Here is a 25,866-nt window from a genome sequence, read left to right as displayed (position 1 = left end):
CCTCCGCATGTTTATGACCTAGAGGCAAGACTAGCAAAGGAAGAGTGGGACCCCAATGCTTGTCCCCTCAACTTCTTGCTGTAACTGTGCAAATCATGACAGTTCCACAACAAAACTCACAGAAACCAGAAAACTCCCAATACCAATTCGTTCGAAATGCACTTCGACTGCCCACTTTCTAGGCACCCGCGTATTTTTGCTTGCTTTTTGATTAAACCCGCATCAAACAGGGTGCAAATTCATAAATGCAACCTTTGTATGAGTTTTGACGCGAAAAAGAGCAGCAAGACGACCAAGCTGCCGCCACACAGGTAATGTGCTGCGCATCTTCAAACTCTACAACCAAATTACATTCAGAAGGTCTGCTCGTAAAACGACGACGCGACACCAGCTGAAGCGGTTGCATGACAAATTATTAAAGTCGGAAATCCGGTCTCCGGCTCGCCAAAAGGGAACTCCATGCCTAACCGTCCTGCACCAACTGACCCGTTTGACCTCGTCGTATTTGGCGGAACTGGCGACCTAACTTATCGCAAACTGCTACCAGCTCTCTACCACCGCGAACCAGTCGGACACATTTGCGAAGACGCACGCATCATTGCAGTATCCCGCCGCCAACTGACCGATGAAGAATACCGCGAATGGGCCGGCAAAGCGATCTGCGAGCATGTTAAAGACGTTGATCAGGATGCTTTGGGTCGTTTCTTGAAGCGCATCCAGTATGTATCTGTCGATGTTGCCCAGAACACCGGATGGGAAGCATTGGAGGAAAAACTAGCAGGCCGCGAAGACGTTATTCGTGCCTTTTATCTCTCCGTCTCTCCTGATTTCTTCGGCCCAATCTGTTCCGCATTGGGTGAGCACAATCTGGTTACCGAGAAATCCCGTGTAACCATCGAAAAACCAATCGGCAAAGACGGCACCTCTGCGCATGAAGTGAACGAAACTGTTGGCTCGGTTTTCAAAGAACACCAGATTTTCCGTATCGATCACTACCTTGGTAAGGAAACCGTTCAGAACCTGATGGCCCTACGCTTTGCAAACGTCCTGTTCGAACCACTCTGGAATTCAGCCCATATCGATCATGTACAAATCACAGTGGCCGAAACCCTCGGCGTTGAGAGCCGGGCAGGTTATTACGACACCGCTGGCGCACTGCGCGACATGGTACAGAACCACCTCCTCCAACTGCTCTGCCTTGTTGCGATGGAAGCACCGGAATCCATGGCGCCAGACAGTGTGCGTGATGAGAAGCTTAAAGTTCTCAAAGCTCTGCGCCGGATGACACCGGAGATGGTTGAGCGGAACACCGTTCGCGGACAGTACCGTTCAGGGGCATCTGCTGGCGGCGCTGTAAGAGGCTATCTCGAAGAGCTGGGCAATGACACGTCCACAACCGAAACCTTTGTGGCAGCGAAGGTAGATATCGCCAACTGGCGGTGGGCCAACGTTCCATTCTACCTGCGCACAGGCAAACGCCTCGCCTCGCGTGTCTCCGAAATCACCATTCAGTTCAAAGACGTGCCCCACTCCATCTTCCTACCTGATGCTGGCCGAATTGCAGCAAACAAACTTGTCATCCGCTTGCAGCCAGATGAAGGCGTCAAAATGCAGGTGATGATCAAGGACCCGGGTCCAGGATCCATGCGTCTGCGCGAAGTGCCATTGGATATGACATTCGCTGAAGCCTTCAACGCCCGTCACCCAGATGCCTATGAGCGCCTGATCATGGACATGATCCGTGGCAACCAGACCCTGTTCATGCGCCGTGACGAAGTGGAAGCGGCCTGGGCATGGATTGATCCGATCCTCTCCCATTGGTCCCATGTCAAGGAAAGCCCGAAGCCTTACACCTCCGGGACTTGGGGGCCGTCTTCCTCTATTGCCCTCATCGAGCGTGATGGCCGCACATGGCATGACGAAAGCGACTGATTAAGATTCAGGTGCCGGTTCTCCGGCACCTGTGCACTAAAGCAAGTATTACTCCCACTTGCGATCCCCACGGAAACAATCAAAGTTACCTATAGGCAGAGTTGGTAAAAAATGATTGGCTCCACGATTTAAATCGATTAAAACGGCTAAATTCAGGGCTGCGGACTCCACCCAAGTCCCCCTATTTTCTATTCCGTTCGGCTAAATAAAAGTCAAAACAAAAGGCAGAGCACACGACATGATCCATCCTCGCCTCAAAGAGATTACAGATCGCATTGTCAGCCGAAGCGCAGACAGCAGACAAGATTACCTTCTCCGTATGAAAGCGCAGCAATCCAACGCTCCGCAACGCGCAGGTCTCGCGTGTACCAACCTTGCCCACGGCTTCGCAGCGTGCTCAGTCTCAGACAAGCAGCACCTCGCCTCAGACAAGCAGCCTAATCTAGGCATCATCACCGCCTACAATGACATGCTCTCCGCGCACCAACCCTATGAGAACTACCCGCAGATCATTCGGGAAATTGTTCGCGAAGTGCAGGCAACGGCACAGGTCGCCGGCGGCGTACCGGCTATGTGTGATGGTGTCACGCAAGGCCAGCCGGCAATGGACCTCTCCCTGTTCTCACGAGACCTGATTGCCATGTCCGCTGCCGTTGGTTTGTCCCATGGCATGTTTGATGCAGCAGTGTTTCTTGGTGTTTGCGATAAGATCGTTCCCGGACTGCTGATCGGAGCTCTCACCTTCGGTCATCTCCCGGCAATCTTTCTGCCAGCAGGCCCAATGACGTCCGGCCTTCCAAACGATGAGAAGTCCCGCACCCGTCAGTTGTTTGTTGAAGGCAAAGCCACACGCGAAGAACTCCTCGCCTCAGAGAGTGCCTCCTATCATTCGCCGGGCACCTGCACGTTTTACGGCACAGCAAATTCAAACCAGATGCTGATGGAGATCATGGGTCTTCATATGCCGGGCAGCTCCTTCATCAACCCGCTTACCCCACTCCGGGACGCACTGATGAAAGAAGCCGTGAAACAGGTTATTGACCTCACGGCCCAACGCGCCAATCCAACACCGCTCTATGAAATCATTGATGAACGCGCCATTGTAAATGGTGTTGTGGGGCTTCATGCAACCGGCGGATCCACCAATCACACCATGCACCTTGTTGCGATCGCCGCCGCCGCAGGCATTCAGCTCACATGGCAGGATATCTCGGAGATTTCAGAGATCGTTCCTTTGTTGGTCCGCGTTTATCCAAATGGCAAAAGCGATGTAAACCACTTCGAAGCTGCTGGCGGCATGGGCTTCCTCATCCGCGAACTGATAGAGGCAGGCCTGCTTCACAAAGACGTAAAAACCGTCAATGGAACGGGATTGGACGGCTACACCGTAAATGTCTTCCTAGACGACAATGGCAATGTCCTGCGCAAACCTGCTCCGGCAAAAGCCTTGGATGAGACTGTCCTCGCAACCGCCAAAAACCCTTTCAATACAAACGGTGGCCTCAAGGTCCTCACTGGTAACCTCGGCGCTGCAATCATCAAAAGCTCAGCAGTAGCTCCAGACCGCTACATTATTGAAGCACCGGCACAACTCTTCCACACACAGGAAGATGTTGAGGCCGCCTTCAAAGCTGGCCAGCTGAACAAAGATGTTGTCGTTGTCCTGCGCTACATGGGACCAAAAGCCTGCGGTATGCCGGAAGCTCACAAACTAACGCCGCCCTTGAGCGTTGTGCAGAACCGTGGATATAAAGTCGCACTTGTAACAGATGGGCGCATGTCCGGCGCCAGCGGCAAGATCCCAGCTGCAATCCATGTTACTCCAGAGGCCATGGACGGAGGGCTGATCGCCAAGGTGCAGGACGGAGACATTTTGCGTCTCGATGCTGTGAACGGCACTCTGGACATCTTGGTTCCCGTGGAAGAGCTCTCCAATAGATCTATCGAACCTGTAGATTTTGGAGGCTACCAGAGCGGAATCGGACGAGAATTATTCGCAAGCTTTAGAGCAAACGTCAGCTCCGCCGACTCAGGTGCACGCGTTTTCAATCTAGAGCAAACAACCAAAACCAAAAACTATGCTGACCCGGTCAGCGCAATGGAGACAGTGTAATGGCTCAAAACATAGAGCGCGTAGAAGCAATCATGACCGCCGCCCCGGTGATCGCAGTTCTCATTGTAAATGACCCTAAAAAAGCTGTCCCAATGGCCAAAGCATTGGTTAAAGGCGGTATTCCAGGTATCGAAATTACTCTGCGCACACCAAATGCACTTGCCTGCATCAAAGCCGTTGCCGATGAAGTAGAAGGCGCTCTGGTTGGCGCCGGTACAGTTCTGGATCACAAACTCTATGAAGCAGCTGTCAAAGCAGGCTCTACCTTTGTTGTTTCACCAGGCATTACAGACAGTCTTATCGCAGCTGCCGAAGATTTTCAGCACGCCCCCCTTCTTCCGGGGACAAGCACTCCTTCTGATGTGATGATGCTTTTGGAAGCTGGATATGAGCGCCTTAAGTTCTTCCCAGCAGTTCCTGCGGGCGGCACACCAATGTTGAAAGGCCTGTCCTCTCCCTTTGCTGCGGCTAAGTTCTGCCCAACTGGTGGTATTAACTTAGGCAACGCGCGCGATTTCCTCGCTCTTCCAAACGTTCTTTGCGTAGGTGGTTCGTGGATTGCGGATGCAAAAGCAATCGAAGCTGAAGATTGGGCAGGCATTGAAGAACGGGCCCGCGAAGCAGCAGCTTTGACCGTTTAATCGCAGCCAATCACATTTGATTGCATTGAATAATCTGCTTGGGGCCTTACATCACAGGTCCCAGGCAATTGGGCAAGGCGCGACACTCGCAGCCAGCCAACAGCCATTATAATGATGAATGGAGGCCTTCATGCCGACAGCAAATCCAAAAGATATCTTTAAACGCCTCGAAGACCACGCGCAGGCTATTCATTCCACCAAGATTACAGATCTTTTTGCAGCTGACCCGTCCCGTTTTGACAAGTTTTCCCGCTCAGCTGATGATCTGCTCTACGATTTTTCCAAGAATAAACTGACAGAAGAAACCTTTGACCTTCTGCTGGAATTGGCCCGAGCTGCCAACGTTGAAGCAAAACGCGATGCCATGTTCGCCGGTGAACACATCAACACAACCGAAGACCGCGCAGTCCTCCACACAGCTCTGCGCAACCAATCAGAAAATCCGGTTCTGGTGGACGGCAAAGATGTGATGCCAGACATCAACGAAGTTCTCGTTAATATGGGCGACTTCGCTGAAGGTATCCGCTCTGGCGAAATTGCTGGTTATACCGGCGAGGCTATCACAGATGTGGTCAACATCGGCATCGGCGGCTCTGATCTTGGCCCAGCAATGACAACGCTGGCGCTGGCTCCCTACCATGACGGCCCGAACCTGCATTACGTCTCCAACGTTGATGGAGCGCACATTGCTGACACGCTGGCAAAACTGAACCCAGCTACCACCCTGTTCATCATTGCCAGCAAGACCTTCACCACCATTGAAACCATGACCAATGCAGCAACAGCACGCCGCTGGATTGCAAAGCATTGTGGTGAAGAGGCAGTTGGAGCGCACTTCGCAGCTGTCTCAACTGCACTCGACAAAGTCACTGCCTTTGGAATTACAGAAGATCGCGTCTTCGGGTTTTGGGATTGGGTCGGCGGGCGCTATTCCATCTGGTCAGCTATTGGCTTGCCACTTCTGATCGCAATCGGCCCGGATGCCTTCTCAGATTTCCTTGCCGGTGGCCATGCCATGGACAACCATTTCCGCTCAGCTCCGATTGAAGACAATATCCCGTTTATCATGGGTTTGATCGGTGTTTGGCATCGCAGCATTCTGGGCTACGACACCCGCGCCGTATTGCCTTACGATCAACGCCTCTCCCGCTTCCCGGCTTACCTGCAACAGCTGGATATGGAATCCAACGGCAAGAGCGTCACCAAAGACGGCACTCCGGTTGCAACACAAACCGGGCCTGTTGTCTGGGGTGAACCCGGTACCAATGGCCAGCACGCATTCTACCAGCTTATCCACCAAGGCACGAGCATCATCCCCTGTGAGTTTCTGGTTGCTGCCAACAATCATGAAGACGACCTGAAGGTGCATCACAATCTCCTGCTGGCAAACTGTCTGGCTCAAAGTGAAGCTCTGCTCCGTGGTCGTTCGCAAGAAGAAGTCGAAGAAAAGCTTAAAGCAGACGGAAAAGCTGAAGAAGAGATTGCCAAACTAGCTCAACAAAAGGTGTTCCCGGGTAACCGGCCTTCAACGACCCTCATCTATGATCGTCTCGATCCATTCACACTGGGTAGGTTGATTGCGTCTTACGAACATCGCGTCTTTGTTGAGGGTGCGATCTGGAACATCAATTCCTTTGACCAATGGGGTGTTGAACTCGGTAAAGAACTTGCGACACAGCTTTTGCCAATGGTTGAAGGCAGTCAATCCGCCGCAAACAAGGACAGTTCGACCCAAGGCTTGTTGAAATACCTAAAGAAGGCGAGAAGTCTCTAAGTTTTAACAAATTTTAACCATGTTCTTTTTGTTAGTTCGAATTCATAAAATTTGAGCTGCCAGGAGATATCGGGGTCCGGTCAGATTGGGATTGGCAGCAAAAGGAGACTGGAATGAAAAAATTTGCTCTTGTTGGTGTAAGTGTTGCGCTGCTGGCTCTTGCTGGCTGTAACACATCCTCAAGTACTGATCGTACCCTTCTTGGTGGTGGCCTCGGCGCTGCAACTGGTGCAGCTATCGGCGCGGCCACAGGCGGCGGCGTGAGGTCAGCAGTTACAGGTGCCGCAATCGGCGGCGTTGCAGGCGGCATTCTCGGCAACGTAACCACCCCAAAAAACTGTACTGCCTATGATCAGTATGGTCGCCCCTACCGCGTAAAATGCCCATAAGCTTTACGCTAGAACTGGTAAAACCATTTCAAAGGCCCTGCTCCAAGCGGGGCCTTTTTACGTTTGACACACACAAGATCAGCTCATTTTAACCATGACGAAAGGCGCCATGCCCTGTTCACACACCGGCAATGGTTGCACACTACGGTTGTCTCCAAAGAAACAACAACACGAGACAAACCGTGAAAAAAGCAATCCTAGTCACAGCAACTCTGCTCACCCTCAGTGCATGTAGCGAATACAACCGCACTGACCGCGCCCTTGTTGGCGGCGGATTAGGCGCAGCAACAGGCGCAGCCATCGGCGCATCAACAGGGGATGTGGGTGCCGCCTTTGCCGGTGCTGGCATAGGCGCATTGGCCGGAGGACTGATCGGCGCATACACCACACCGCGTCGCTGTGTTGGGTATGATCGCCAAGGTCGCCCTTACTACTATCGTTGCTAGAGCATCGATAAAATCAATCTACAGCTCAGCCATAAAATCCGGCGCTGTCATATCCAGCTTGAAGCTCCGTGGGCTCTTGGCGTTTGCACTTGAGCGAACCATCTTCTTGTAGATCATCTTATGTGCAGCAGCCAAAGCCATCTTGGCATATTTCATCGCACCACGGCTGTGCCGGCTGCCTGAAATTCCTGCAGCCCGCAGCAGCCCATTTGCATAAACAATCGCGTAAAAATCGCGGATCTCTGAAGTGAAATGCTCTGTCGTCACCGAGATATTCACTTCATCATGGTTTTCGACCCGGTGCGGGTTGTTAAGCGGCCAATGCGCCATCTCACCCGGCTTAAGCGTGGCCTTGGTCGCAAACTCATCATACCAAGGCTCGAACCTGATCTCCTCCTCCGTCTCACCAAGGAAGATCTCTTCCAGTTGCTCGTCAGAGAGGAACGGCGCTGTATTATCGTAGATGTAAACGTCCTTATGACCCTTCACCTGCCAGAGTGACTGCCCCGGAACATCTGCGTGGTAATAAACCTGCGCGCCCGGAGAGGAGATCAACATGCCCGTTTTATGTTTGAAGGTTTCAAACCCAGGCATTTTGATCTCAAGCTCATCAAAGATCTTACGAGTGATCAGGCGAAAGCCCTCGTCCCATTCTTGCAAAGCACGCAGAGAGAGCCAGAACCGTCCCTCTTCAACTGCCCGCAGCACATCGCCGCCCTTCGTGCCTTCAAGACTGCACTGTAGCCATTCAGATTTTTTGGTGCCAATAGCTCCGGGGCGCACAAAATCATAGTGCTCAGAAGGCGCCACTTCAATGAGGCGGGCAAGGTTTTCGGGGCGAAAAACGGGGAGCTCATGCAGACGGTTCTGCAAAAGCAATGTCTGTTTGCCATACACTTCTTTGTAGTGTTCTTTCCAATCAACAATCAAATCGTGCTGAAGAACCAGTTCCAAATCGTGATACACGGCAATGCCCTAACCAATAAATTATAGTAAATTTCAACCAGTATTATATTCAGGGTCATCATAATAATCAGGAACTGAAAAGAGATTAACGCGCAGACAAAGATCTGACAGGGTTAATAAACCCTTCTAAACAAAAACGGGAGCCCAAAGGCCCCCGCTTCAAAATCAAATTAGGTCTCGCCAGCCTTTCAAGCTGCTTCGGTTTCCTTAGCCAGAGCAGCTTCCGGTGCAACGTAGCTGTAACCAAGGCTTTCAGCCACTTCAGCAACAGTTACCTGACCTTTGTAAACGTTCAAACCCGGCATGAAGCCCGGAATGGTGCGCAGTGCAGTGGCGTAGCCTTTATCAGCAAGCGCAAGAACGTACGGCAGAGTTGCATTGTTCAACGCGTAGGTAGAGGTCCGAGCCACAGCGCCCGGCATGTTTGCCACGCAGTAATGAACCACCTCATCTACAATGTAGGTTGGGTCCTGATGAGTTGTTGCACGAGAGGTTTCAAAACAACCGCCCTGATCGATTGCAACATCAACCACAACAGAGCCCGGCTTCATCGCTTTGATGTGCTCTTTGGTAACCAGCTTAGGAGCAGCAGCACCAGCAACGAGAACGGCACCAACAACCAGATCAGCGGCCAGCACCTGTTCTTCAAGCGCAGCACGGTTGGAGTAAACTGTTTTCAGACGGGAACCGAAACGAGCGGAGAGTGCATCCAGAACGTTCACATCCCGGTCAAGCACAGTCACATCGGAACCAAGGCCAATTGCCATTTCAATAGCATGGGCCCCAACAACACCACCGCCAATAACAACGGTCTTGGCAGGAGCAACACCGGGTACGCCGCCGAGCAGAACACCAGAACCGCCATTTGCTTTCTGCAAAGCAGTAGCACCAGCTTGAATGGAGAGACGACCAGCAACCTGAGACATAGGCGCCAGCAATGGCAGGCGACCTTTTGTATCAGTTACAGTTTCATAAGCAATGCATACCGCCCCGGAAGCAACGAGGTCGGCAGTCTGTTCTGGATCCGGAGCTAGGTGCAGGTAGGTGAACAGCAGGTGATCAGGGCGGAGCATCTTGCGCTCGACAGCCTGAGGTTCTTTCACCTTCACGATCATCTCAGCTTTTGCAAAAATCTCAACAGCTGTTGCCAAAATGGTTGCACCAGCCGCTTCATAAGCTGCATCACTTGCGCCAATACCAACACCAGCGTTGGTTTCAACAACCACCTGATGACCGTGCGCAACAACTTCACGCACGCTGTCTGGCGTCAGGCCAACGCGATATTCGTGATTTTTGATCTCTCTAGGAACACCTACAAGCATCTCGTTCTCCCAATCAGCTTCGACTTTGTCATTCTACCTACTTTATGGAGTTTTCACTTGCAGATGCTTGCAATGTGCGCGTCACACTGTACATTTTAGCAAACTTCTTCGAATTACTATCGCCTTGACACAATAATCTGCGAAAATGGCAAAGCTATGAAACTGGACAAGCTCGACAAGAAAATCCTCCGCACCTTGCAAAATGATGGCCGGATTTCCAACTCCGACCTCGCCGACCAGATAGGGTTATCTGCCTCTGCATGCTTGCGCCGTGTCCGCACGTTGGAGTCAGATGGTGTCATTGAGAAGTACGTTGCCCTGCTTAACCCCAAAAAGCTCGGCAAGCGCATGAATGTCTTTGTAGAGATCTCTCTGGGATCACAATCAGAAGAGGCCCTCTCCACTTTTGAGAAGGCCGTCGACCGGTCCAACGAGATAATGGAATGCCACCTCATGGGCGGCGATGCGGATTACATCCTCCGTGTGATGGCAGAGGATCCGGTTGATTTCGAACGCATTCACCGCGATCACCTCACCCGCTTGCCCGGAGTTGTGCGTATGCGTTCATCCTTTGCGATCCGCTCCACAAAACAAGGCAGTGCCGTTCCGATTTCAGAGGGCTAATACTCGACGCTCCGCTAGAAGCATTCTATAACAATGTAAAATTGCAGTTTGCCTATTCAGTTCATAGATGTATTCCCGAAAAGTGGTTCAGGTTTTCGGTTAAGAATACACCATAAAACATAAGGCTAAAGCAATTTGGCCGCCCCTGACAAAGGGGCAAACTGCTTTAGCCTCGCTTACGTTTTGGAGTACGACTTTGACCCCGATTATCACCTGCTTACTGGATGGCCGTTACGAGTTGGCAGAAGGCCTCGTTTGGGATGAACTCAGTAATAACCTGTTCTTCTGCGATATTCTCGGTAAGCAGATCCATGCAATGCAATGGGATAGCAAAGAAGTCGTCACATGGGACTTCCCCGAAGTGGTTGGCTCATTCGGCCTGTGTAAGGACAGGCGCCTGGTCGTGGCGATGAAGGATGAAATCATCCTCTTCGACACTACGTCAAAAGTATACGACACCATCGCCAAGATTGAACCAGATAACCCGCGCACGCGCCTGAATGATGGCAAGGTCGGACCAGACGGCGCGTTCTGGGTCGGCACCATGGACGACATCAGCCCACGCACACCAATCGCAGGCCTGTACCGCGTCGCACCTGATGGCACAGTACAGAAGTTTGCCGAGGAATTGCGCACCTCCAACGGCTTGGCATGGTCACCAGATAACAAAACCATGTACCATTCCGATACCGGCTCAGGCATGGTGTACACCTACGACTTTGATAAGGATTTCGGCACCGCCTCTAACCAGAAGCAATTTTTGCAGCTGGATAACACAGTGGGCCGTCCAGATGGCGCAACAACCGATACGGAAGGGAACTACTGGTCCGCAGGCATATCCGCAGGCAACCTCAACTGCTTTGCACCGGATGGAGAGCTGATTTTTTCAATCCCGATGCCAGTGCCACGCCCGACTGTTCCATGTTTCGCCGGTCCGCACTTAAAAACGATGGTCGTGGCCAGCCTACGCCCGCACGGCGATGAAGATCTGCTGAAAGAGTTCCCGAAATCCGGCGGCCTGTTCGCAATGGATGTGGAACACAAAGGCCTGCCAACATTCCGGTTCGGCTAAAGAAAAATACAAAAAGGGGCAGTACGTGCTGCCCCTCCTTCAACCCATTTTAGCTCTCAGAGCTTTTTAAAGGCTTATCGTCGATCTGGTATGGCGCCAGAACTGCTTTGGTTTTCTCCGGCAGGTTCCTGCCCCATCCTGCATTCAGTTTGTGATCAACTGAAACACGGTCGTCAAAAACAAAACACTCGCCCTTCCAAAGACTATTCTCTTCCGGCACTGTCTCTAGGTAATTTAAAATACCGCCTTCAAGGTGGTAGACCTCATCATAACCTTGTTCCAGCATCAGGCCTGTCGCCCGCTCACAACGAATACCGCCGGTGCAGAACATGGCAACCTTCTTCTTGGAGCGTAGCTTGTTGTCGTTCCGCTTCACCCACTCAGGAAACTCGTTGAACGTCTCCGTCTCAGGGTCAAGCGCCCCTTCAAACGTACCCAGCGCAAACTCGTAGTCATTGCGAGTGTCAATAACAACGGTCTCAGGATCCGCGATCAGGGCATTCCAGTCCTCAGGCTTAACGTAGGATCCAACAAGATCGTTCGGATCAATCTCGTTCATGCCCATATTCACAATCGCTGCTTTGAGCCGCACTTTCATGCGCTTGAACGGGCCCCGCTTCGCCCAGCTTTCTTTTGCACCAAGATCACTGAACCGAGGCTCTTTGCGCAGGTATGCAATCACATCACGCACCTGTGGCTCTTCACCGGCAATGGTCCCATTGATCCCTTCACGGGCCAGCAGGATGCTGCCATTTACACCGCGGGTTTTACAATAGGCTAGCAATGGCTCGCGCATATCTTCAAAGTCCGCGAACTCTACAAACTTATAAAGTGCGCAAACCAAAATGGGGGTAAGGGTATGTGTCATTCTTTGCCTTTTGGCCTTAATCGTAGCAGTACCTATACTCATTTCAATCAGGTCTGTCAGCAAAAGACACATCGTTAGAACCAAAAAAACCTCCCCTACCGAAGTAGGGAAGGGTAAAAGGAAACGCGCGCAAGGTCGTGTCCAGAACAGATTTACCGATGACGGCGACATTATCGTCCGGGACGGAAAGACTGCATCATAGAAAGCAAGGTCTGCAACTGGTCTGGTGTACCAGTCTGAGCAACCTTCTCTGTCGCACCAGCCGCAGCCATGGTATCCAACGCGTAAATCTGCATAACACCCTGGTTGGTCGCAGCCTGAGCCAAAATATTCTGCTGCTGGGAAGCTGCTACAGTATTCTCAAAGAGAATACCGGTAGAGTGCGCCATTGTCTGAAAAAGCGATCCCATCGCCATGGCAGGGGCTTCACCAACAACTTTCACATTGGTTTGAGTGACGGCATCGGTAATCATCGGATTAACCATATCTGGCATAATCTATATCCTTTGAAAAAGAGAGACATGGCTTCCGGTGATCTCCATAGAGACCCGTTTACAGGCAGATCTTGCTACGTCAATCAACCGGAACCCACTTAATTGTATGCAGAGAAAACACCGCCTGAGGGCGACATCAATGCTTAGCTTGGGTTGAACACCTTCATGATTGTCAGCAGTGTATTCAACTGATCCGGGGTACCGCTCTGAGCCACTTTTTCGGTAGCACCAGCACCAGCCATTGTATCCATAGAGTAAATCTGCATGACACCCTGGTTGGCTGCTGCCTGAGAAAGAATGTTCTGCTGCTGAGCGGCAGAGACATAGTTCTCAAAGAGAATACCGGTGGAATGGGCCATTGTCTGATAGACACTGCCCATTGCCATTGCAGGGGCTTCACCAACAACTTTCACGTTGGATTGAGTAACAGCATCAGTGATCATAGGGCTAACAGTAGTTGGCATGCTAAAAGTCCTCTTTCATACAGTCCTTGTTTAAATCCGGTTCTGTCTTTCCTTGAACTGGCTCCAAAGGAGTACGCACTACAACAAAGTAAGGAGGCATCAGAACCGCTCTCCACGCACTGGCATTACGCCAGATGACGAAGTTCGAAAGTTCCGGTTTACTGGTTAAGACCTTGCAAGGTGGTCAACAGCGTAGTCAGCTGGTCGGCGGTTCCGACCTGGGCAATCTTTTGCGTTGCAGATGCCCCTGCCATTGTGTTGACGGAATTGATTTGCATGACGCCCTGAGTGGTTGCCGCTTGTGAAAGGATAAGTTGCTGAGAAGCTGCCCCGACAGAATTCTGGAACATAATTCCAGTCGCATGAGCCATAGACATATAAATATTTGCCATAGCCATTGCAGGCGCGTCACCAATAACCTGCACGTTCGTTTGTGTCACAGCATCTGTGACCATATTGCCCTCACCAATAACGGGGCCAATCCCCGGAAGATCTGCCATACACCCACTTCCCCCAATACCGCCGAATACTAGAGCAATTCGGCACAAAGCAGCCCTGCTTCGCTCCTGACCGAACACCGGATATGGGTTCCAGCCAGAAGCAAACTCCTAATTGTCTCATTGACTTAAAACTGTGGTTGCACTGCCAGTACGCACGAGTTAACGCTTAAAGTACTTACACATATTAGAAAGCAGACTGTCCGCCGCCTGCTCCACCTCTTTAGGGTCCATATGCGCAACACTTGTCGCAGCGGCCATTGTGCCAACCGAGTGAATATGTAAGATCCCCTGAGTCAGCGCGCATTGCGCAATCGTGTTTTGGCGCTGCGCTGTCGCAACAGAATTCTCAAATAGCACTCCAGTCGATTGCGCCGCTGTTAAAAAAGTAAGCGCCATCGCAAATGCGGGTGCAACACCCAGAAGTTGAATTACATTAGCCTCGCTCATTTCACCGTCGGATGGGGTCGGCACACCACATTGTTCCTCAATAATCTTTGGCATTTTTTCTCCAATATGCTTGTTATTTTTGCCATTTACAGATTATTGACGCCCCTCACCTCCATTTGTGAACCAATTCCTAATAAATCTTGGCATCCACAAGACATGGTTTACAAAACTATTACCTGTCTCGTGAGCGTTGCTGCATAAATCCGATCAACAACTCAGTCATTTTCTCATAAAGAGGCGCAATCTGGTTGGAAAGCTCTGTCTGTATTTCTCTTTTTAAATATTCCCGCAAAGCTTCTGCGACTTGCACAGCCACAACCTCTTGATTGGGACCGCCAATACCTGAAGGAACGCCCTGCCCTTGGGCCACCGGCGCGTGCTGTTGCGGAGGGGCTGGCTGTGGCTCGGGTGTAACTGGAACAGTTGCCTCCTCACCTGTACCAATCACGCTTTTGATGGTGTTGATCTCTTCATCAATAGAGCTGCAAAGTTTCGCTGCCGCCTCCTCCACTTCAGAGACTATTGTCTGCGCAGAACTGGAAGCATCTACACAAGCCCGGTTAATCTGCACCTGTTGCTGACGAATATCCGCAATCACTTCATTGTAATTGGGAATTCCCTTTCGCAGCTCAGCAAACTCACTGGCAGCTTGATCCACATTCTCTTTCACCTTGGTCAGCTGCACCACAGCATCATCAAGGGCAACATTCAATTCAGGCCCCGGTGTTGCCGTTACCTTTTTAGGCTCGGTAGCAGTCTGAAGATCGTCCGTAGTCCCGCCCATCACTTCGCTCCTCAAATTCTATCTCGCCAGTTGACGTAAAACGCGCAAGAATTTCCTCTTCCACGTCATCCTGAACGACGCGATCTTGCTCTATACGGCCATCATCCCTCTCCGGCTCCTGCCGAAACCCAAGGACGGTATCTGCGGTACTAAAGGCTTCCCCGCCAACCAGAACCCCTTCCGCTTTAACCAGCGCATCGCGTGCAGAACTCAGATGCCAGAGCAACCCCGGCAAAGCTTCAACCCCAGATCGGGAAAGCGTCACAGCTTCTTCTTGCTCAATAACATCCTCCCAGCGCCGCAGTTGATTGAGGATAACTTCCTCTAATTCCTCACGAATATATGTAACATCGCGTTCCATGATCCACCTTTTTTAAGTCGGCAGGCGTTCAGCTCAACGCGCTAAAGCCCGCAGAAAAATTACAAGCATAATGTAGTCCCGTTGAAACAACAGCGTGACTTGATGAAGAAGCAAAGCCAACTGGTCTATCTCAGGTGGCTCCTCCTTTACCGGCTCAGCAATCGCGATTTTCTCAAAACCGTATCTGGGCCGTTCAGAAGGACTGCTCATAGTCACTTACTCACGTCTTGAAAGGCAGTAATGGCATTGGTCACCATCGTATTGAGTTCAGTAAGAGCGGGCGTAGCGGCCAAAGCCGGGTCCTGCGCAATCTTGGCTGCAACAATGGCCTGCGCCGCCATGGAGATTTGCATAACGCCGTTCATATAGCTTTCCGCATTTTGTGAGGCATGACCGATGGATTGATTGGTCATCACACTCTCAGGCACGGAAATCATTGTTTCCAAACCCTGATAATTCTCGAAATTCGTAAACTGAACCGCCTGCGTAATCTGGCTATTCACAGCAGGAGTAGACGGCGGAGACATCGGCAAAGGGGGGTATTTAGGACCAGAGCTGTCATCTGCTTCATTACCAGCTAACGAATCCTGCAACCCCTTGGCAAGAATAGCAGAATATGAGGTACTCTCTTGGTCTGCGCCGCCAGCAGACCCCTTTTGACTATCCATCGCCATGGTTTGATGCGCTCCGGGTTCAGTGTTGTTTTCTCTTGTACCTTTGACGGTTGTCTCACGCGTCTGTGAGCTCACTTTAGAAGTCGGAGAAAGCTCCTGTGCCTGACTGCCCTGTACAGGTCCCGCAGACAAACGAGGCGGTGGACGCATACTCTTCTCACCGGCAGTTCCATGCAGCAATGAGATCAACCGTCGGCGTCGTGTGACAGCATCCTCATAGTCTTGCGAAACTGAACTCTCACGCCTCTCCCCCGTCATCAACGTCCCTCAACAGTTCCCACCTTAAACCTTGGTTCCCGGCCCAATTTCCATAATCAGCTGCACACCTTTGGAAACCACAGCTGTCGAGATCTGGTTCATGGATTGTTGGGCGTGTGTGGCGTTTTGAACAGAAAGCCCGGTCGCGTTGCTGACCACCTGATAGAGGTTGGCAATTGCCTGAGAGGGTGCCTCTCCAACCACCTTCACATTCGTCTGAGTAACGGCATCCGTCACCTGTGCGTTTACAGTCTCTTCCGCCATGCCTTCACCCTCACAATCCAAAATGGTTAACTATTTGGAGAGACGCACTCCACACTCTCCTGTGAACTCTCAATCACATCAATTGAACCGCGGCCTTTTCTTCGACCGTGCATTCCTCAGCTTCTCACGCAAAAACTGCACCCGTTTGCGGGCCAAAGCCTGGGAAATATTCAGGTCCTCAGATATCTCGCTGTAGTTGCGATCCTCCGCGAACTTCATCTTGAAAATCTGTTGGTAAATCTTGGGCAAGCTCTCCAGAGTCTGGCTGATCAGCGCCAATTCCTCTTTCTGAGCCAATATGGTTTCCTGAGGAGCAGGCTCCCCATCTGAGCTGGAGAGATGTTCATCATAAACATCCTTCTCCCCATCTCGAAATTGATACTCATAGCGTTTTTTGCGATACTGGCTGATGAACTCGTTCTTCAACGCATACATAAAAAACGCGATTGGCTCCCTCATATTCAAAGGACGCTGTTCAAAGTGTGTCGCCACTTTAATAATGGTTGCAGACATTAATTCTTCTGCCGCATCCATATCCCCACCAGTGAGATGAAATGCTCTTCCGAAGATCCTTCTTCTATGCTCACTCCAGTACTCCCAAACAGGCGTAAGATCCTGACGCCCATCAAGATGTTCAATCTGAGTATTCTTGTAATACATCCGTCACACCTCAATGTATTACAGGCCCCCTTCTCTCATAATTAAGCAAAACTAATCGCCCCGGTGGACTTCAAAAGAACCACCGCCAGATTTCATCTGCATTTACTGAGAAAGTGCCCGTCTCAATGAGGTTGAAGCTACGGATATTTTTTCGGAACGGAAACCAACGTAATCTTATGGGTTGTACAAATTAAGTAGCGCAACTTTAAATTACTTACCTACTGCACATGGGGGAAAGATTAGAGAAATCAGTCTGTTATAAATCGAGTTTGCAAAACTATGCATATATACAACACAACCTGAAACAAGAACAACGCCTGTTAACAACCTATAAGGTGTAAAACACAACGACGCACAACCCAAAAATCATCTAAGGACAATCTCATGGGACAGCAGCAGATCTGTCCTTACTAGACACATCCGTTCGGTTTTTGTGACAGAGAAACGAATCTACAAGACAAGCAACAACGCTTGCCTTAGTTATGCTCACCAATTTTCTAGGAGAAAATGGTGAGCCAGCACGGTTTCGACCCGTGGACCTACTGATTAAAAGACCGGTTCATCATATCGCGCCCACTTGCGATGAAGAGCGATTATCTACTATGAATCAAATAGTTGTAGAAAATTATTTACGTTCGCCTACCTTGCATTTCGCGCTCAATCTCATACATTTGCTGACATAGTGCTGACACAGAACGGCAAGCAGGTAGTTTTCGACCTATGACAGTTTGAGCAGTGTTTTGCATAAGCAGAGCAACAAAGGCTCAAAGGTCGTCGCAAGCTGTCAGGCCGTCAGAAACAGCAGCAATCGGGGACTATTTTCAATTTCAATATTCGCATGTGCGGTGGTTCTTGTCATGGGCCGTCATCGGGAGAGGTGTGCTTATGCCGAACATAACGAAACGGACAGTGGATGCGGCAAAGCCAATCGGGAAGAAGTACTTTGTCTGGGATGGCAAGCTCAAAGGATTTGGGCTTCAGGTGATGCCAAGTGGGATTAAGTCATTCATTGTGCAATATCGCACATTAGAGGGGCGCTCTCGTCGTATGAGCCTTGGGAAATACGGTGAGCTAACACCCGATCAGGCAAGAGGACTGGGCACGGACGTTTTAGCAAAGGTACGTAATGGCGAAGACCCGACTGCAAACCGCAAAACCATTCGGGCAGCTCCCACCGTGAACGACCTCCTTGATATGTACATTGCAGAACATGTGCAGGTGCACAACAAACCGAGGACAATGAGAGATATTACGCGTCTGGTCACGCAGAATATTCGTCCACAATTAGGCCAGATGAAGCTGGGTTCCGTCATGCGGCCGGATATTTCCAAGCTTCACCGCTCAATGAAAGCAACCCCGCGCCAAGGTAATCATGTGTTGGCAATCCTCTCAAAGGCGTTCAACCTCGCTGAAGTTTGGGGGCTACGACCTGAGCACAGCAACCCTGTGCGACTGATCAAGCGTTATAAAGAAAATGAACGTGATCGGTTCTTATCAGATGAAGAGCTTCGTAGGTTGGGACAAACCCTTGAACTCGCCAAGAACGAGGGGTTGCCGTGGATTATCAAAGCCAAACCGGAAACCGCAAAGCATTTACGAAAGGATATCGAAAAGCGCAGAACGCCAATAAGCCCGATGACCTTCTTTTGTTTACGATTGCTTTTATATACGGGCGCACGCCTGAGCGAGATTGCCACTTTGGAATGGAAGCATGTAGATTTTGAATTGGGCACCATTGCTCTGCCTTCAAGAAAAGGGGATGGTCGCAAACCGCACCCTGTGAGCGCAAATGTGCTCGATATTCTTGCCGAAATTCCGCGCATTGACACGTCGCCCTTTGTACTTCCCCGCATCAGTGACCCGCAACGGCATACATCAGTAGAGGTTATTGAGAGTGCATGGCAGCGGGTGAGGCATCATGCAGGCATTCCAGATGTACGCATTCATGATCTGAGGCACACAGTCGGCACCTTTGCCGCACAAGCTGGAAGCAACGCCTTCCTCATCAGCCACCTTTTACGCCACCGCAACGTGACCATCACCAACCGCTATGTGAACCAAGATGCGCACCCTATCAGGATGCTATCTGAGACGGTTGGTGAGAGGATTGAAGCGGGGTTGAGGGGAAACGATTTACTCCCGCTAGGGCAGTTTGACAGCCAAAACACACAATCGTGAATCTAATTATTATTGGTATTTGCAACGTACGAGCCCTCAGGGCATCTCACATGAAATGCAGGATAACATCTTTAGAAAGACGGTTATTCATCCATTCACAGGCTTTCGTATTTGCTGCTTGTCACTATGTGATACTAGCTGCCAGTGGCCTTGAAGCTGAACGTCTCTAGTTAGAGCATCTGACTACTTTAATGGTCAGCAACTCCTTTGCCTTTAACTCTAGTCAAGGTTAGTTTCCTTGCGTGAATTTATTGGCCTCACCGAACCAAAACCCCAGCGAAACATATCGCTGGGGTCTCTCTTAAAATCACAATTACTTATCCTAGGAACGTGAAGTCATCTTGATGCAGACTAGAGAGAGTGACGCCTTCAAGCGTAATAGAGGTATCAGCGTCGATCGTGATCACCGAATTCGCACCATCCTGTTCGGCTGCTGCAAGTATTGCCTCAAAATCAGCAAAGACAGATGTTGCAAACTCGATAACATCCGAAGCTCCTTCTCCACTTGCAAAATCCTTGATGATATCATGGCCTGCAGTATCCACCATGAACACAAATGTGTCGCTGCCGGTGCCTCCTTGAAGATTGTCATCTCCTTCACCACCAATCAGTATATCATCACCGGCTTCACCTCGCAGATAGTCGTCACCTTCACCGCCCTTCAGCGTGTCGTTATCTGCACCACCATAGAGACCGTCATTGCCTTCTGATCCGATCAGGAGATCATCACCAGCTTCGCCACGGATCGTATCATTGCCTTCTCCACCATCAATGGTGTCATTGCCTGAACCACCCACGATGATGTCATTACCACCTAGGCCATTGATCACATCATCCTGAGAACCACCATAGAGCCAATCCAGCTCTTCTGTCGCATCCTCATACGCGGCACGCAAAATGTCGTAGCCACTCAGAACCGTACCATCGGCAAACTCGATGAACTCAACACCGTAGTTGCTGTTGGCATTGGATTGATCCTTGATCAAAAGCACACTGCCATCTTCAAAAGTCAGTTCAAGATCAATGTTCTCACGAGTCACCTTGTTTCTGGAAACCACCCGACCAACGCGGGTGAACTGGACATTCTCAAGCGTAATGCCTTCTCCAAGGATCAAGCGATCCTGATCAGCGCTACTGGTCTCGGTGATCGTATCGTTTCCATCACCAAGGCTGTAATGATAGGTGTCACTACCCGTACCACCTTGCAGATTGTCATCTCCAAGTCCACCAATCAGAATATCATCACCTGCTTCACCTCGCAGATAGTCGTTACCTTCACCGCCCTTCAGCGTGTCGTTATCTGTACCGCCATAGAGACTGTCATTGCCTTCTGATCCAATCAGAACATCGTCACCAGCTTCGCCACGGATCGTATCACTGCCTTCACCACCATCAATGGTGTCATTGCCTGATCCACCCACGATGATGTCATTACCGCCAAGGCCATTGATCACATCATCCTGAGAACCACCATAGAGCCAATCAGCTCCATCTGTTGCATCCTCATACGCAACACGCAAAATGTCGTAGCCACTCAGAACCGTACCATCGGCAAACTCGATGAACTCAACACCATAGTTGCTGTTGGCATTGAATTGATCCTTGATCAAAAGCACACTGCCATCTTCAAAAGTCAGTTCAAGATCAATGTTCTCACGAGTCACCTTGTTTCTGGAAACCACCCGACCAACGCGGGTGAACTGGACATTCTCAAGCGTAATGCCTTCTCCAAGGATCAAGCGATCCTGATCAGCGCTACTGGTCTCGGTGATCGTATCGTTTCCATCACCAAGGCTGTAATGATAGGTGTCACTACCCGTACCACCTTGCAGATTGTCATCTCCAAGTCCACCAATCAGAATATCATCACCTGCTTCACCTCGCAGATAGTCGTTACCTTCACCGCCCTTCAGCGTGTCGTTATCTGCACCACCATAGAGACCGTCATTGCCTTCTGATCCAATCAGAACATCGTCACCAGCTTCGCCACGGATCGTATCACTGCCTTCACCACCATCAATGGTGTCATTGCCTGATCCACCCACGATGATGTCATTACCGCCAAGGCCATTGATCACATCATCCTGAGAACCACCATAGAGCCAATCAGCTCCATCTGTTGCATCCTCATACGCAACACGCAAAATGTCGTAGCCACTCAGAACCGTACCATCGGCAAACTCGATGAACTCAACACCGTAGTTGCTGTTGGCATTGAATTGATCCTTGATCAAAAGCACACTGCCATCTTCAAAAGTCAGTTCAAGATCAATGTTCTCACGAGTCACCTTGTTTCTGGAAACCACCCGACCAACGCGGGTGAACTGGACATTCTCAAGCGTAATGCCATCTCCAAGGATCAAGCGATCCTGATCAGCGCTGTTAGTCTCGGTGATCGTATCGTTTCCATCACCAAGGCTGTAATGGTAGGTGTCATTGCCGGTGCCTCCTTGCAGATTGTCATCTCCAAGTCCACCAATCAGAACATCATCACCAGCGTCACCTCGCAGATAGTCGTTACCTTCACCGCCCTTCAGCGTGTCGTTTCCGAGCCCTCCGTAAAGACTGTCGTTGCCAAGACCACCTGATAACTCATTATTATGTGCATTACCGATGATAGTATCCCGACCAGCTGAACCAATAACGTTTTCTATGCTGGTGTAGGTATCTCCCGCAGCAACGCCTGTATTTTGTGCAGAGTTTGATAGATTGATACGGGAAGACACAGCTTCATCAGTAAAGTCCGAATAGCTTGCAGTATCCGTCCCAGAACCACCGTTCAAGATGTCTGCACCGCTGCCACCTATCAGAACATCATCCCCACGGCCTCCTGATAAGGAGTTGGCTTCTGAGTTACCAATTATGGTGTCTTGCCCAGCTGAGCCGATCACATTTTCGATACTGTTGTAGGTATCACCTGTTGCAAGACCCGTATTTTCGCTTGCATCAGCCAAGTTGATTACAGAGACCGAAGTTAGGTCTGAGAAGTTGCCGTAGTGAGCAGTATCCTGCCCTTCGCCGCCATTGTGGACGTCTGCCCCTTCCTTGCCTTGAATGGTATCGTTTCCCTGACCTCCTGTAAGCACATTGTCATGTTCATCGCCAATGATGATCATTCCTTGCACAACCGGAGTTTCATCTGTTCCGTTTATGGTGATAGTAACGGTTTTAGTGACGATACCGCCATTTCCATCATCAACAGTGTAGGTGAACGTATCAGTCGCGCTCTCGCCAACACTCAGGTGAACAAACGCATCACCGCAATCATAGGAAAACGTGCCGTCACCATTGTTGATCACAACACCAACCGTCGTGCTGTTGTCGATGGTGATGATGTGCGTATCGTTGATATCAACATCGCTAAAGTCTGCGTTGATGATGACCACATTGGTGTTCTGCACAACCGTAATGTCGATGTCATTCACAACAGGCACATCATTGGTGCCGTTGATCGTCACCGTCACCGTCTTGGTGATCACACCGCCATTGCCGTCATTGATGGTGTAGGTGAACGTGTCGGTCGCTGTCTCGCCAACGCTCAAATGGATGAACGCATCGCCGCAATCATAGGAGAACGTGCCATCACCATTGTTGATCACAACACCAACCGTCGTGCTGTTGTCGATGGTGATGATGTGCGTATCGTTGATATCAACATCGCTAAAGTCTGCGTTGATGATGACTACATTGGTGTTCTGCACAACTGTAATGTCGATGTCATTCACAACAGGCACATCATTGGTGCCGTTGATCGTCACCGTCACCGTCTTGGTGATCACACCGCCATTGCCGTCATTGATGGTGTAGGTGAACGTGTCGGTCGCTGTCTCGCCAACACTCAGATGAACAAACGCATCACCGCAATCATAAGAAAACGTGCCGTCACCATTGTTGATCACAACACCAACCGTCGTGCTGTTGTCGATGGTGATGATGTGCGTATCGTTGATATCAACATCGCTAAAGTCTGCGTTGATGATGACCACATTGGTGTTCTGCACAACCGTAATGTCGATGTCATTCACAACAGGCACATCATTGGTGCCGTTGATCGTCACCGTCACCGTCTTGGTGATCACACCGCCATTGCCGTCATTGATGGTGTAGGTGAACGTGTCGGTCGCTGTCTCGCCAACGCTCAAATGGATGAACGCATCGCCGCAATCATAAGAAAACGTGCCGTCACCATTGTTGATCACAACACCAACCGTCGTGCTGTTGTCGATGGTGATGATGTGCGTATCGTTGATATCAACATCGCTAAAGTCTGCGTTGATGATGACCACATTGGTGTTCTGCACAACCGTAATGTCGATGTCATTCACAACAGGCACATCATTGGTGCCGTTGATCGTCACCGTCACCGTCTTGGTGATCACACCGCCATTGCCGTCATTGATGGTGTAGGTGAACGTATCAGTCGCGCTCTCGCCTGAACCTAGACCATCAAACTGACCATCCGGATCGTAGTGGAACTTACCATCGATAAGAGACACTTCGCCTGTTGTGTCAGTCGCGTCAAATGTAATCGTATGCGTATCAGAGTGATCTGGGTCCACAAAATCGGGCGTAATTTCTACGAGGCTGTCTTCTGAAGTAGAGGCCGAGATATCGGAGACGACCGGCACGTCATTTGTGCCAACAACTGTTACAATCACTGGATGGGTTGCAGTTCCGCCAGCGCCATCGCTCAGTTCGACTGTGAAAGTCAGTTTGACCTGCTCGTCCTGTGCCAAGTAATCAAACACTGATGAAGCAGCAGAGAATGTAAGATTAACGCGCCCATCAACACTGTTATCAGAAGATGTAACACCAATTACTTGGAGCAGATCGACGAGTTCAGAATTGCTCAAAGAAGAAAGCCCTGATGCAACACCAGTAAAGCTTACTGACGACACTGTAGCGCTATGGCCCGCATCAGTTACATCCGCATCTGTAAACGCTAACTCCAAACTATCGGAAATAGCAGCGTCATCGGTGCTTTCAAGGAAGGCCAGCTCATTTGAGAGATGGACGTAGTTTCCGAGCACATCTTGTTGGAAGGCATAAACGGATCCAGCATTAAATGCGCTATCGTCGTCACCAGGAGCGCCGACATAAATTGTTCCGTCACTGCCAATAGCAACATGACGACCAAAGGCATCATCAGGAATCCCATCAGGAGCCACTAGCTTAGTGGAGACATAACCGCCTTCGCCATTCGGAGTAAATACATAGGCAAGTCCTGCCGTATTGACACCAGGCTCTGTACCAACAACGATGACACCATCATCGCTGATCGCAATCGAGCTGCCAGCTCTGTCCAAGATAGCAGCTCCGTCTACCGAAAGCTTGATCGGTTCGCCATATGCTCCATCTTCAGATGGAACGTAAACATAGGCAGAACCAGCGTCAAAGTTGCCGGCGTCAACCCCCTTTGCACCAACAACAATAATCCCTTGCTCGTTCACACTAACGGAACTGCCGAACTGATCGTACGCTACACCCTGTGGCAGAACCAACTTCGTCGGAATTTGGTAAAGGCCTTCCGCATTCTTTTGGTAGACGTAAACCGAACCACTTTGTGATCCATTGTCATCATCCCCTGGTGCGCCAACAATCAGTAATCCCGAGCTATTAATGCTGGCTGCAGTTCCGAAGAGAGCTCCTGAAACTGCATCTGGCGCTTCCAGGAGCTGTGTTATGTAACCTCCGTCTTCGGTTGGAACAAAAACTTGAACACTACCGTTTCCCGGGGTTGCGTCACTAGACGAGTAAGGCGCGCCGCTGACTATGGTACCGTCTTCACTGATGGAAACAGAACTACCAAGCTGACTTCCTCCACTGGTTTCAACAGCAAGTTTTACTGGCTCTCCATAGGCCCCATTTTCATCAGGCAGGTAAACATAAAGCTCACCCCCAGCACCATCATTCTTTGCACCAACAGCAATTACTCCAGCGTCGTTGATTGCAATAGATGATCCAAATTTCCCATTTGAAACACCAGCAGGAGCTGTCAGTTTGGTTTCATGGTATCCGCCTTGCCCGTCTGGCTGGCGGATTAAGATGGAGCCATCACCTGAGATCGTTTCTTGAGGAGCGCCGACAATCATAGTGCCCGAAGCATTCACCGCGATACTGGAACCAAACTCATCAAAAAAGGAACCATTCGAGTCAAGAATAAGCTCTGAAGAGGAAATGACCTCGACTGGACCAAATGCAGGTGCGTTGTTGGACGGTGCCGCAGAAACAGAATCAGACATGCAAACCTCATATAAATCAAAAATTCCCAGAGACGCTTTCATGTAAAAAATCTGATATCAAATACGATTTAATTCGCAATTTACTCAAAATGATTTCAGGTAGTCACATCGATGAAAGAAAATCACGCATCGAGAAATTCGAGTTTAAATGGAGTGTCCCGCACCAGTGGCATCGTAATCACGGACTATCAAAAGCAACCATCAACAGGCCCATTTTCATGAAGCAGTTACTAGCTTATCTATCTGATTAATAACACGATATATTAAAAAATGGAAGATTGATGATCTCCTCTGTAATATCCGAGTCAGTACGCTGTTACGATCAGATTACACCCTCTCGGAAATTTGCAACATCTGCACCTTAATGCTCTGAAATCGAGCCCATAATTTATT

23 protein-coding genes are annotated in these 25,866 nt (G+C 50.2%); 9 read left to right on the top strand and 14 right to left on the bottom strand.

Features of this window, described 5'->3' with window-relative positions; all coding sequences use genetic code 11:
• The first annotated feature begins 459 nt into the window (after positions 1–459).
• The 6 genes from zwf to BLS62_RS24520 all read left to right on the top strand — a co-directional run bounded on the left by zwf (position 460) and on the right by BLS62_RS24520 (position 7,295).
• Entirely contained in the window at positions 460–1,932 is a 1,473-nt protein-coding gene (zwf, locus tag BLS62_RS24545; protein WP_093187441.1) for a glucose-6-phosphate dehydrogenase, read from the top strand.
• A gap of 238 nt (positions 1,933–2,170) precedes the next feature.
• Complete coding sequence (edd, locus tag BLS62_RS24540; RefSeq protein ID WP_093187438.1) at positions 2,171–4,045, top strand: phosphogluconate dehydratase; 1,875 nt, start codon at positions 2,171–2,173, stop codon at positions 4,043–4,045.
• Complete coding sequence (gene eda, locus BLS62_RS24535; protein ID WP_093187435.1) at positions 4,045–4,686, top strand: bifunctional 4-hydroxy-2-oxoglutarate aldolase/2-dehydro-3-deoxy-phosphogluconate aldolase; 642 nt, start codon at positions 4,045–4,047, stop codon at positions 4,684–4,686. The genes edd and eda overlap by 1 nt, the downstream gene beginning before the upstream one ends.
• Positions 4,687–4,816: 130 nt before the next feature.
• Complete coding sequence (pgi, locus tag BLS62_RS24530; protein WP_093187432.1) at positions 4,817–6,460, top strand: glucose-6-phosphate isomerase; 1,644 nt, start codon at positions 4,817–4,819, stop codon at positions 6,458–6,460.
• 113 nt (positions 6,461–6,573) lie between these two features.
• Positions 6,574–6,849: a YMGG-like glycine zipper-containing protein gene (locus tag BLS62_RS24525; RefSeq protein ID WP_093187429.1), complete on the top strand. Its 276-nt coding sequence runs from the start codon at positions 6,574–6,576 to the stop codon at positions 6,847–6,849.
• 182 nt (positions 6,850–7,031) lie between these two features.
• Positions 7,032–7,295 carry a glycine zipper domain-containing protein gene (locus tag BLS62_RS24520; protein WP_093187426.1) on the top strand — a complete coding sequence of 88 codons (264 nt, stop codon included), beginning with the start codon at positions 7,032–7,034 and terminating at the stop codon, positions 7,293–7,295.
• Positions 7,296–7,313: 18 nt separating this feature from the next.
• Here the strand turns inward: BLS62_RS24520 and BLS62_RS24515 are convergent, their stop codons facing one another.
• Positions 7,314–8,261, bottom strand: a complete 948-nt coding sequence (locus tag BLS62_RS24515) for a transcriptional regulator (protein WP_093187424.1) — start codon at positions 8,259–8,261, stop codon at positions 7,314–7,316.
• Between the two features lie 188 nt (positions 8,262–8,449).
• Positions 8,450–9,583, bottom strand: coding sequence for an alanine dehydrogenase (ald, locus tag BLS62_RS24510; protein ID WP_093187421.1), 1,134 nt, complete (start codon positions 9,581–9,583; stop codon positions 8,450–8,452).
• Between the two features lie 156 nt (positions 9,584–9,739).
• Between ald and BLS62_RS24505 the strand changes: the two genes are divergently transcribed.
• A complete protein-coding gene (locus BLS62_RS24505; RefSeq protein WP_093187419.1) occupies positions 9,740–10,207 on the top strand; it encodes an Lrp/AsnC family transcriptional regulator in 468 nt (155 codons plus the stop codon).
• A 196-nt stretch (positions 10,208–10,403) separates the two neighbouring features.
• The gene (locus BLS62_RS24500) at positions 10,404–11,279 is read left to right on the top strand and encodes an SMP-30/gluconolactonase/LRE family protein (RefSeq protein WP_093187416.1); all 876 of its coding nucleotides are present in this window, start codon (positions 10,404–10,406) and stop codon (positions 11,277–11,279) included.
• Positions 11,280–11,328: 49 nt separating this feature from the next.
• On the opposite strand, the gene BLS62_RS24495 is transcribed toward BLS62_RS24500, so the two are convergent.
• From BLS62_RS24495 to BLS62_RS24450, 11 genes are all read right to left on the bottom strand, one after another.
• Positions 11,329–12,147, bottom strand: coding sequence for an oxygen-dependent tRNA uridine(34) hydroxylase TrhO (locus BLS62_RS24495; protein WP_093189558.1), 819 nt, complete (start codon positions 12,145–12,147; stop codon positions 11,329–11,331).
• Between the two features lie 170 nt (positions 12,148–12,317).
• A complete protein-coding gene (locus BLS62_RS24490; protein ID WP_093187414.1) occupies positions 12,318–12,641 on the bottom strand; it encodes a RebB family R body protein in 324 nt (107 codons plus the stop codon).
• Positions 12,642–12,784: 143 nt separating this feature from the next.
• Positions 12,785–13,105 (bottom strand): RebB family R body protein, encoded by a 321-nt coding sequence (locus BLS62_RS24485; protein ID WP_093187411.1) that lies wholly within the window; start codon positions 13,103–13,105, stop codon positions 12,785–12,787.
• A 158-nt stretch (positions 13,106–13,263) separates the two neighbouring features.
• The gene (locus tag BLS62_RS24480) at positions 13,264–13,560 is read right to left on the bottom strand and encodes a RebB family R body protein (protein WP_093189556.1); all 297 of its coding nucleotides are present in this window, start codon (positions 13,558–13,560) and stop codon (positions 13,264–13,266) included.
• A 204-nt stretch (positions 13,561–13,764) separates the two neighbouring features.
• A complete protein-coding gene (locus BLS62_RS24475) occupies positions 13,765–14,106 on the bottom strand; it encodes a RebB family R body protein (RefSeq protein ID WP_093187408.1) in 342 nt (113 codons plus the stop codon).
• Positions 14,107–14,224: 118 nt separating this feature from the next.
• Positions 14,225–14,836 carry a hypothetical protein gene (locus BLS62_RS24470; protein WP_093187406.1) on the bottom strand — a complete coding sequence of 204 codons (612 nt, stop codon included), beginning with the start codon at positions 14,834–14,836 and terminating at the stop codon, positions 14,225–14,227.
• On the bottom strand, positions 14,793–15,197 hold the full coding sequence (locus BLS62_RS24465; RefSeq protein WP_093187403.1) for a hypothetical protein: 405 nt from the start codon (positions 15,195–15,197) through the stop codon (positions 14,793–14,795). The genes BLS62_RS24470 and BLS62_RS24465 overlap by 44 nt, the downstream gene beginning before the upstream one ends.
• Positions 15,198–15,230: 33 nt before the next feature.
• Positions 15,231–15,407: a hypothetical protein gene (locus BLS62_RS31405; RefSeq protein ID WP_200798568.1), complete on the bottom strand. Its 177-nt coding sequence runs from the start codon at positions 15,405–15,407 to the stop codon at positions 15,231–15,233.
• 2 nt (positions 15,408–15,409) lie between these two features.
• The gene (locus tag BLS62_RS24460; protein WP_093187401.1) at positions 15,410–16,129 is read right to left on the bottom strand and encodes a hypothetical protein; all 720 of its coding nucleotides are present in this window, start codon (positions 16,127–16,129) and stop codon (positions 15,410–15,412) included.
• 24 nt (positions 16,130–16,153) lie between these two features.
• A complete protein-coding gene (locus BLS62_RS24455; protein ID WP_093187398.1) occupies positions 16,154–16,393 on the bottom strand; it encodes a RebB family R body protein in 240 nt (79 codons plus the stop codon).
• A 78-nt stretch (positions 16,394–16,471) separates the two neighbouring features.
• Positions 16,472–17,053: an RNA polymerase sigma factor gene (locus tag BLS62_RS24450; protein WP_093187395.1), complete on the bottom strand. Its 582-nt coding sequence runs from the start codon at positions 17,051–17,053 to the stop codon at positions 16,472–16,474.
• Between the two features lie 885 nt (positions 17,054–17,938).
• Between BLS62_RS24450 and BLS62_RS24445 the strand changes: the two genes are divergently transcribed.
• On the top strand, positions 17,939–19,231 hold the full coding sequence (locus BLS62_RS24445) for a tyrosine-type recombinase/integrase (RefSeq protein WP_093187392.1): 1,293 nt from the start codon (positions 17,939–17,941) through the stop codon (positions 19,229–19,231).
• Between the two features lie 317 nt (positions 19,232–19,548).
• Here BLS62_RS24445 and BLS62_RS24440 read toward each other — a convergent pair whose 3' ends face one another.
• Positions 19,549–25,473 (bottom strand): VCBS domain-containing protein, encoded by a 5,925-nt coding sequence (locus BLS62_RS24440; protein ID WP_159436572.1) that lies wholly within the window; start codon positions 25,471–25,473, stop codon positions 19,549–19,551.
• Positions 25,474–25,866 lie beyond the last annotated feature (393 nt).

The organism is Pseudovibrio sp. Tun.PSC04-5.I4, assembly GCF_900104145.1.
In the GTDB taxonomy this organism is placed as follows: domain Bacteria; phylum Pseudomonadota; class Alphaproteobacteria; order Rhizobiales; family Stappiaceae; genus Pseudovibrio.
This window is presented reverse-complemented; position numbering and strand designations above follow the sequence as displayed.

Excerpts from the sequence above, each read along its gene's own strand:
- BLS62_RS24480 (WP_093189556.1), bottom strand. The coding sequence starts at position 13,560 with ATGGTCACAGATGCTGTGACACAAACGAACGTGCAGGTTATTGGTGAC.
- BLS62_RS24465 (WP_093187403.1), bottom strand. The coding sequence starts at position 15,197 with ATGGAACGCGATGTTACATATATTCGTGAGGAATTAGAGGAAGTTATC.
- zwf (WP_093187441.1), top strand. The coding sequence starts at position 460 with ATGCCTAACCGTCCTGCACCAACTGACCCGTTTGACCTCGTCGTATTT.
- BLS62_RS24460 (WP_093187401.1), bottom strand. The coding sequence starts at position 16,129 with ATGACGGGGGAGAGGCGTGAGAGTTCAGTTTCGCAAGACTATGAGGAT.
- BLS62_RS24470 (WP_093187406.1), bottom strand. The coding sequence starts at position 14,836 with ATGGGCGGGACTACGGACGATCTTCAGACTGCTACCGAGCCTAAAAAG.
- pgi (WP_093187432.1), top strand. The coding sequence starts at position 4,817 with ATGCCGACAGCAAATCCAAAAGATATCTTTAAACGCCTCGAAGACCAC.
- BLS62_RS24440 (WP_159436572.1), bottom strand. The coding sequence starts at position 25,473 with ATGTCTGATTCTGTTTCTGCGGCACCGTCCAACAACGCACCTGCATTT.
- BLS62_RS24490 (WP_093187414.1), bottom strand. The coding sequence starts at position 12,641 with ATGCCAGATATGGTTAATCCGATGATTACCGATGCCGTCACTCAAACC.
- BLS62_RS24445 (WP_093187392.1), top strand. The coding sequence starts at position 17,939 with ATGCCGAACATAACGAAACGGACAGTGGATGCGGCAAAGCCAATCGGG.
- BLS62_RS24495 (WP_093189558.1), bottom strand. The coding sequence starts at position 12,147 with ATGACACATACCCTTACCCCCATTTTGGTTTGCGCACTTTATAAGTTT.
- eda (WP_093187435.1), top strand. The coding sequence starts at position 4,045 with ATGGCTCAAAACATAGAGCGCGTAGAAGCAATCATGACCGCCGCCCCG.
- BLS62_RS24475 (WP_093187408.1), bottom strand. The coding sequence starts at position 14,106 with ATGCCAAAGATTATTGAGGAACAATGTGGTGTGCCGACCCCATCCGAC.
- BLS62_RS31405 (WP_200798568.1), bottom strand. The coding sequence starts at position 15,407 with ATGAGCAGTCCTTCTGAACGGCCCAGATACGGTTTTGAGAAAATCGCG.
- BLS62_RS24485 (WP_093187411.1), bottom strand. The coding sequence starts at position 13,105 with ATGCCAACTACTGTTAGCCCTATGATCACTGATGCTGTTACTCAATCC.
- ald (WP_093187421.1), bottom strand. The coding sequence starts at position 9,583 with ATGCTTGTAGGTGTTCCTAGAGAGATCAAAAATCACGAATATCGCGTT.
- BLS62_RS24505 (WP_093187419.1), top strand. The coding sequence starts at position 9,740 with ATGAAACTGGACAAGCTCGACAAGAAAATCCTCCGCACCTTGCAAAAT.
- BLS62_RS24525 (WP_093187429.1), top strand. The coding sequence starts at position 6,574 with ATGAAAAAATTTGCTCTTGTTGGTGTAAGTGTTGCGCTGCTGGCTCTT.
- BLS62_RS24450 (WP_093187395.1), bottom strand. The coding sequence starts at position 17,053 with ATGTATTACAAGAATACTCAGATTGAACATCTTGATGGGCGTCAGGAT.
- edd (WP_093187438.1), top strand. The coding sequence starts at position 2,171 with ATGATCCATCCTCGCCTCAAAGAGATTACAGATCGCATTGTCAGCCGA.
- BLS62_RS24455 (WP_093187398.1), bottom strand. The coding sequence starts at position 16,393 with ATGGCGGAAGAGACTGTAAACGCACAGGTGACGGATGCCGTTACTCAG.